Raw genomic sequence first — 7,936 nt, 5'->3', positions numbered from 1 at the left:
AGGTCCGGTCGGATCATCGTGATCGGTTCGGTGGCGGGCCAGCGCGGCGCCGCCGACGGGCTGTCCTATGTCGCGTCCAAAGCGGGCCTCGAAGGTCTCACCCGCCGGCTAGCCATCGATGTGGGTCCCCACAACGTCACCGCCAACCTGGTCGCACCAGGAGTCATCAAGACCAACCTCCGGGCAACCTCCGAGGAGCTGCTCGGTGATCTCGTCGCAACGCAACAGCGCGGAATCGGTGTGTCGCCGGAGATGTGGGACTTTCTGATTCCAGCGCACCGATCCGCGGACCCGGCTGAGGTGGCAAGCGTGGTCCTCTTCCTCGCCTCGGACGGCGCCAGCTACGTCAACGGTCAGGTGATCGCGGTCGACGGGGGTTGGACTGCGACATGACCAACGCCCCTTACGTGGTGGAGCAGGCGTACGGGATCCTCGCCGGTCTGTCAGGCCACCACTGATGGAGGTGGATCCCATGTCGGACCGGCCCGATTGCGCCGCCGCCTTCGCAGCCGTGGCGCGCCGACAACCCGATCATGTCGCGCTCATCGACGAAGGTCGCAACGTGACGTTCGGCGAGCTCCAGGACGAGATCGAGCGACGCGCTGCTGCGCTGCTCGGGGCTGGCCTGCGATCGGGGGACCGAGTGGCGCTCGTGGCGGAGAGCTCGGCTGAGTTCCTCGCCACGGCGCTCGCCGTCTGGCGCTCCCGTGGTGTGCTGGTCACCATCTACCCATCGTCGGCACGGGATGACCTGGAGTACGCGCTGGACAGCAGCGACCCCGTCCTGGTCGTGGCCAGCCAGGGCGTCGACCACGACCTACTGGTCGCCGCGTCGAAGGGAACACCGGTCGCGTCTCTCGAGAGCTTCGCTCCTGTGAAGGTTCGTGGTGACACCGCGCCCAACCCGGCGGATCTGCGCGAACCGTTGAGCCTGATCTGCTTCTCCTCGGGCACGACGAGCCGACCGAAGGCGATCATGTTGAGTGCTCGGGCGGTACAGAACTGTGCAGATACCTATGGCGAGGTCTGGCACTTCGGCCCGGATGACCGCGGGATCGTCTGTCTGCCCATGGCCTGGATGTACGGCTTGGCCAGTACATCGTTGGCACTTTTGCTGAGCGGGGCGACGGTCATCGTCGTGCGTCGAGCGCGTCCCGAATTGCTGCTCGAGGCCATCGCGAACGGCCGCGCCACCTTCCTGGCCGGGGTCACCACCACGTTCACGAAACTGGTGCACCACCTCGAGGACTCTTCGCTCGACGCAGACGCCTTGGGGTCGCTTCGGCTGTGCGTATCCGGAGGTGAGCCGCGGAACGAGGACGCCTTCGAACGCTGGCGGAGACTCAGTGGCGTCCCGGTGTTCGATGCCTACTGCTCCTCGGAGTGCCTGCCCCTGGTGACCTACGACCCCTGGATCGACTCCGAGCCTGTGGCAGGTGCCGCCGGCCGGCTGGTGCCGCGCGCGAGGCTCAAGATTGTGGGCCGAGACGGAGCCGAGGTGCCCCGAGGTGAGGTTGGCGAGGCGCTGTCCTCAGGTCCCGGCATCATGCTGGGCTACTGGCACGACCCCGATCTGACCCGTGAAGTCTTGACCGATGACGGTTGGTATCGGACCCGCGACCTGGTCCGCGTGGATCATGAAGGATACGTCTACGTCGTCGGGCGTCTCTCCGACGTCATCATCCGGAGCGGGGTGAACATCTCGCCCGCCGAGGTCGAGCGAGTCGTGCGGCTGCATCCAGGGGTCGGTGAGGTAGCGGTTCTGGGATTGCCCGACGAAATCCATGGACAACGAGTGGTCGCAGCCGTCGTGCCGCGCGCGATGCTGGATGTCTCGGAGCTCGACCAGCACGTCCGCGGGCACCTCACCGGCTACAAGGTTCCGAGCGAGTACGTGGTCGTGGACAGCTTGCCCGTGAACGCGACCGGGAAGATCGACAGGCGTTCGTTGGCCGCCGCCCTGGAGCAGGAAGGGCGAGAGCGATGAGCGCCGAAGGAACTGACGGATCCGCTGACACGGCGCACTCGTCCGGCGAAGGGAGTTGCCCATGAAGTCCGACGTCAGTCGTGGGGCTTACTGGAGTTCGCGGATCAGCGCGGTCACCCCGGAAAAGGTGTTCATCCGTGGCTACGACCTGGAGGACCTCATCGGCGACCTGCCGTTCACCGCGGCGATCTACCTCCTCATCAAGGGGGACCTACCCAGTCCGCCCGAGGTCCGGGTCCTCGACGGCGTCCTGAGCGCGGTCCTCGACTACGGACTTGAGAAGCCAGGAACGGTCGCCGCCCGGTTCGCGGTCTCCGCGAACCCGAGCATGGCTGTCGGCCTGGCCGCAGCGTGCCTGTCGGTGGGCCGGCACACCCTGGCAACGGAGGACACCAGTCGCTTCATCGTCGACTGCTACTCCCGATTCCAGGAATCCGGATCCACCATGGAGGAGTTCGCAGACCAGGAGGTGGCTCGGCTACGGACGTCGGGACATCGCATTCCCGGTCTCGGACACCCGGTCTTCAAGCGGGTCGATCCTCGTGCTGCAGCACTCAGGGCCTTGGCTGTGAGGGAGTCCTGCTGGCCGGCTGCAGCTGATCTCTACGAAGCCCTACACTCCTCGTTCACTCGGCTTCCGGGAAAGGAGGACATTGCCATCAATGACGTCGGGATGATGGCGGCGGTCCTGGTCGGGCTCGGCTTCAGTCCCGAGGAAGGGACCGGAGTCGCCATCCTGTCCACGATGCCCGGTCTCATCGCGCACATCTCTGAGGAGCTGACGGGTGGTCGGCCCATCCGCGTCGTCCCCCGTGACGAGGTCGCCTACGACGTCCAGTCGGGTCGCGACTACCGCCGGGACCGAGCGAGGGCGGGATGGACGGACGACTGGGGCGCGGGAGCTGCTCCTGCGGAGCAATCGTGACCATCCGCATGCCGGCGGGCAAGCACCTGGCTGTGTGTTTGAGCCCCGACTTCGACGCCCAGAGCGTCTGGATGGGTACATTTCGCTCCCAGTCGCAGTCGCTCATGTCACGTGGTGAGTTCGGCGCCGAGGTCGGGACGCCGCGGTTGCTCGAAGTGTTCCGCCGGTTCGACATCCGCACAACCTGGTGCGTTCCCACCCATACGATGCAGACATTCCCGCGGGCGCTTGCCGCTGTCGTCGAGGACGGGCACGAAGTCGCTGCTCACGGCGTGTTCCATGAGTACATCCCGGCCCTGGACGCAATCGAGGAACTACGATTGCTGGAGCTCCAGGTCAAGCAGCACGAGGCGATCCTGGGCGCACGCCCGCGGGGTTACCGGTCGCCTGCCCTCGACGTCACGGACAACACTCTGGGGTTTCTGACCGAGCTCGGCTTCGACTGGGACTCCTCTCTGATGGGTCGTGACTTCGAGCCGTACCGACCTCGCATGGTCGTTGCCTATGACCTCGAGAACGGCAACCGCTTCGGCGACCCCAGCGGGGTGCTCGAGTTCCCCGTCTCCTGGGTGCTCGACGACTTCCCTGAACTCGAGAACTTCAAGGGAAGTCCGCTGATCCAGAGCAACGCCACCGTCCTGGCGCGATGGATCGACAGCTTCGACTTCGCCTACGAGCGCTGCGGCGGCGGCCTCATGACATGGACTCTGCACCCACAGACCATCGGTCGCTCACACAACCTGCTGATGCTCGAGCGCTTCCTCGAGCACGTCGCTTCGCACGATGGAGTCTGGTTCCCGACCCTCTCCGAGGTCTACGACGCATGGGACGAAGCTTGAGCCCATGGGCCGGCTCGGTCCGGGCCGTCAGCGTCCTGGACTGATGACCACACCCAACCGGTCGAGCCCGGGCGTGGCGAAGTCGGTGGGCGTGCGCGGTGCCTCGACGTCCGATGGCTGTCGGGTGCGCACGGCTCGAGTTGCCCGTGGTCGAGCATTGGAGTCGACCTCCTCGAGGTCGCGCGCGGCCAGCGCAAGGAACAGCGACGACACGGCGGCAGGGTCCCGCAACGTGAGCTTCAGGAGCTCCTCGACCTTGGCAAGCCGGTAGCGCAGCGAATTGTGATGGATGCTCAACGCGTCGGCTGCGGCGTTCATGTTCTGGCTGTGGGCGAAGAATGCCCTCAGGCCCTCCATCAGCGGTGGTCGCTCATCCAGCGGGGCGAGGAACTCACGCGCCCAGGCCGCCATGCGATCGGTGCCAACATCTGAGAACAGACGCGTTGCGAAGTCGAAGTCCTCGTACGTCATCACGCCCGCCGCCCGTGCGGTGCGCCCGAGCGACCGCACGGCCAGGTGGGCGTCGTGGTAGGAGTCCTTGACGTCGGCGACAGCCCGCACAGGTCGACCGAGTCCCACATGGAGGGGAGGTAATGAGTCCTGTGATGCGACGATGATGCGCCGCAGCATCTTCGGAGATCCCTGCATGAGTATCACGACGAACCTGTCTCGCGCGCTCACCAGGTGAGGGACGTCCCAGGCTTCCAACACGCGATCGAACCCGTCCGCGAGGTCCTTGGTGGACGTCCGACGACGGCTCGCCGGTCCCGAGCTGATCGGTCGAGCCACCACGGTCCTCAGGTCATCGGCGAAGCCCAACCCCAGGCTCGCAATGCGGCCGGACAGCTCCGGGTCGTCCGGGATCCCCCGGAGAGCAAGGGCTTCCTCGAGGATCGCTGCGCGAATCGCACGCTCCTGTTGGCGTGCCACCAGTGTCATACGTTGACTGGCCTCGACCAGCGCGGCGGCCAGGTGTACGGCAGACACGGCGTACGCGTCCGGAAAGCCATCCCTGCGCGCGACCGCGACCAGCCACCCCATGTGGTCACCGCCCTGCGCCGGATCGTTCACGCGGTCGGCGATGCCGTGCCAACCGTCGATGTCCATCATCTGGGAGTCGGCCGCCGTGTGGCTGATCTCGGTGAAGAGCAAGGAGAGGGGCACGGGACCGGTCGAATGCACCGCCTGCCCGTGCTTGTCCACCAGCGCCACGGTTGCGTTGCAGGTGCTCTTCAGGCGGGCCAGCAGCGAAACGACGGGATCAGGATCGCCCAGCACCTGCGTCAATGAGCGCTGGAGCGCCGCCAGGCGCCGGGTCGCGGTCTCGTCGGGCACGTCAACAGAGCGCGCTATCGACAGCACGACTGCTGCTGGATCGACGGGCTCGGCGCTCCCCACGACGACGTGGCCGCGGAGTCGTGCGCTGAGCTCTGCCAATGCGACGGGACTGGGGGTGGTGAGCACGAGCAGTCGCGCGGCGGAGGTCGACAACCTGCCGCTGAGCTGCTCGAGATCCTCGGCGGAGTTCAGAGCCGGACAGATGAGCGCGAGGCCCACATCGTCAGGAAGAACCGCGTCGGTGACCACGCTGGCGCCGGTCACCAGCCTGTCGAGGTCCTCGTCCGACCCGACGAGCAGGCGCGCCCCTCCTCCGATTTCGGTGAGGACCATCCCGAGAGTGGCCACTCGAGCGCCAGCGGTCATTGGCAGCGGACCTTCCAGGGTCGCCGTGAGGCGGCCCGACCTTCGGGGATCCCTAGACTGTCGGGTGGCAGTGACCACCCGGAATCAGGATTCTCACCAAGTATCTACCAGTTCTTCGTGATCTCACCAGTCCCGCTCGATTTGTGCGGTGCCTAGCGTGATGGTCGTGGACAGCCACGTATGGTGACTCCACTCGGCCGGCCGAGTACATGACGGTGGAGGTGGCGATGGACGAAGCGCAGGTGCTGGCCACCGCGGACATCGTGGTGGTTGGTGCGGGCATCGCAGGTCTGTGCACTGCCTGGGAGCTACGTCAGCGAGGATTCGGCGTCGTCCTCGTCGACCAGCGGTTTCCTGCCTATGGCGCATCGGGCCGCAACCCTGGCGCTCTGTGGCTGCAGACTCGGCGGACCGGGTTCGAGCTGGCGCTGGCCCGCGCTGGAAAGCAGAAGTACTCGCAGTACCTCGACGTGCTCGGCGATGTCTTCGACTACCGGGAAGACGGTGGCCTCTTCTTCTTCGAGACCGAGGATCAAGGGCGCGTGATGGAGGCCTATGTCGATGACCGTCGAGAAGCCGGCCTCGACATCGAGATGGTCAGCCGCGAGCAAGCGGCCAAGCTGAGCCCGATTCTCCCCGAGACTGCCATCGGCGCTGCTTTCTGCACCGAGGACGCGCAGATCGACTCTCTCAACTTCGTCCCGGCCATGGAATCGGCATGTGTGCGGGCCGGTGTCCACTTCTTCCGCAACACCGCCGTGCTCTCCACCCTGCGCGAGGGCGACCAGGTACGTGGCGTCCGGACGGTCCGAGGCGAGGTGCTCGCGTCGGGCGTGGTCTGGGCCACCGGAGCCTGGGCTACGACTCTGCGCGCCGAAGGCATTCGACTGCCCGTCGAGACTGCACGGGTGGGACAACTCATGATGCAACCCGTCGAGTCGCACCCGAGCCCCCTCCTCCACGGACCGCGCGGCGTGCATGGCAGCGGCGCGCTCACCGACCTGCCCGCTTACGACGCGGACACCTTTGCTGCGGCACTGGGCGGCGGCGCGACCGACGACGGCTACGACGACACGATCTTGCTCAACCGTGGTGGTTCGCTGTACATCGGCCACAGCGTCGACGGCCGGAAGTCCCTCAATCCGCACATCAGTCTCGCCGCGACCAAAGCCATGGTTGACGTCGGCCTCGAGCGCTATGCCCGTTACGCCGAATTCGGGGTCACGGGACTGTGGGCCGGCCTCAGCAGCGAGACGCCTGACGGTCTCCCTGTCGTCGACCGGACTGACGGAACCTTCGTGAATGTCGGGCACGCCTGGGGCGTGGCGAGCGGCCCGATCTGCGGCCAGATCATGGCCGAGATCATCGCCGGCGAAGCCAGCGAATTCGCGGCCGGACTGAGCTCCGAGCGGATCTCTCTGCACCACATCGAGGACTGAGGGTCCCCACCGCCCGATCTGGAAATCTCACGAGGTTGCGGCCCTGGGTCTCCAGCCTCACCAATGTCTCGGGTCCGTGAACCCAACTAGCGTCCGGGTGTCCCAGTCCGCTGGTCGCAGCCCCTTCGTGGAGGGGCGACTCCAGGAGGAAGCCGTTCATGACCTCACTCACCGCTGCCACCGTGCAGCTGGAGCTCAGAGCAGAGTCGACCCTCGCGGACTTCGTAGCGCACCTGGACGACCTGGCGCGAGTCGCAGCGGCGCAGGGCGCTGACGTGATGCTCTTCCCGGAGCTCGCCAGCACTGGCCTGCTGGCGTCCATCACGGATCACGACGTCACCACCAGCACCGTGGCCTCGGACTACCGCCAGGTGCTCCCGACCTACACCGACGCGATCATCGCCGGATTGCGTGGGATTGCCGACAGGCACCAGATCACCGTCATCGGCGGTAGTCACAATCGGCTGGCCGAGGACGGCAGCCTGCGCAACACGGCCTACGTCGTCCATCCGGACGGACGTGTCGAGTCCCAGGACAAGCTTCACCTGACTCCTCAGGAGCACGCCCTCGGGGCAGTGGGTGGCGACAGGTTGCTGGTCACGTCGGTCGGTCCTTTCACGGCGGGGGTGCTCATCTGCGCGGACATCCAGTTCCCCGAGCTGTCCCGGTACCTCGTGCATCGCGGGGTCGACCTCATCTTCTGTCCGTCGCTGACCTGGAACCGACGCGGGGTGCACCGAGTCCGGACCGGCTGCGAGGCCCGCGCAATCGAGAACCAGTTGTACGTCGTGATGTCACCACTGATCGGCCACAACGGGTTGCCCCTGGACGCACCCATGCACGCCGTGGGGCGCGCTCTGGTCACCGGGCCGGTGGACAAGACCATCGGGATCAACGACGGAATCCTCGCTGAGGCGGAGAGCGATGGCGAACAGGTGCTGGTCACGACGCTGGACCGCGACCTCCTGGCGGCCTCACGGCGCGAGCCCGAAGCGCCCGGCCTGGCGTTGAGGCGCCTCGATCTGTACGACTCCCTGTACGC

At 66.4% G+C, this 7,936-nt stretch carries 7 protein-coding genes; 6 read left to right on the top strand and 1 reads right to left on the bottom strand.

The genetic code is table 11. The features are described 5' to 3' along the window. From EFL26_RS09040 to EFL26_RS09025, 4 genes are all read left to right on the top strand, one after another. A partial coding sequence (locus EFL26_RS09040) for an SDR family NAD(P)-dependent oxidoreductase (protein ID WP_148046667.1) occupies window positions 1–393 on the top strand: 393 nt, incomplete at its 5' end. 79 nt (window positions 394–472) lie between these two features. After that, window positions 473–1,987: a class I adenylate-forming enzyme family protein gene (locus EFL26_RS09035; protein ID WP_183408107.1), complete on the top strand. Its 1,515-nt coding sequence runs from the start codon at window positions 473–475 to the stop codon at window positions 1,985–1,987. A 61-nt stretch (window positions 1,988–2,048) separates the two neighbouring features. Continuing rightward, window positions 2,049–2,912, top strand: coding sequence for a citryl-CoA lyase (locus tag EFL26_RS09030; RefSeq protein ID WP_123222574.1), 864 nt, complete (start codon window positions 2,049–2,051; stop codon window positions 2,910–2,912). Further along, entirely contained in the window at window positions 2,909–3,751 is an 843-nt protein-coding gene (locus EFL26_RS09025) for a polysaccharide deacetylase family protein (RefSeq protein ID WP_221176907.1), read from the top strand. Before EFL26_RS09030 ends, EFL26_RS09025 begins: the two co-directional genes overlap by 4 nt. A 27-nt stretch (window positions 3,752–3,778) precedes the next feature. On the opposite strand, the gene EFL26_RS09020 is transcribed toward EFL26_RS09025, so the two are convergent. Continuing rightward, window positions 3,779–5,422 carry a PucR family transcriptional regulator gene (locus EFL26_RS09020; RefSeq protein WP_183408106.1) on the bottom strand — a complete coding sequence of 548 codons (1,644 nt, stop codon included), beginning with the start codon at window positions 5,420–5,422 and terminating at the stop codon, window positions 3,779–3,781. A gap of 260 nt (window positions 5,423–5,682) precedes the next feature. On the opposite strand from EFL26_RS09020, the gene EFL26_RS09015 reads away from it, so the two are divergent. Both EFL26_RS09015 and EFL26_RS09010 read left to right on the top strand, forming a co-directional pair. Next, on the top strand, window positions 5,683–6,894 hold the full coding sequence (locus tag EFL26_RS09015) for an NAD(P)/FAD-dependent oxidoreductase (protein WP_183408105.1): 1,212 nt from the start codon (window positions 5,683–5,685) through the stop codon (window positions 6,892–6,894). A gap of 158 nt (window positions 6,895–7,052) precedes the next feature. After that, window positions 7,053–7,936 (top strand): nitrilase-related carbon-nitrogen hydrolase (locus EFL26_RS09010; protein WP_123222571.1); only part of this gene is annotated, 884 nt, incomplete at its 3' end.

The organism is Nocardioides pocheonensis (assembly GCF_003725535.1).
GTDB classification, from domain to species: domain Bacteria; phylum Actinomycetota; class Actinomycetes; order Propionibacteriales; family Nocardioidaceae; genus Marmoricola; species Marmoricola pocheonensis.
Note: the sequence above shows the minus strand (reverse complement) of the source record. Positions and strands in the feature narration are given on the sequence as shown.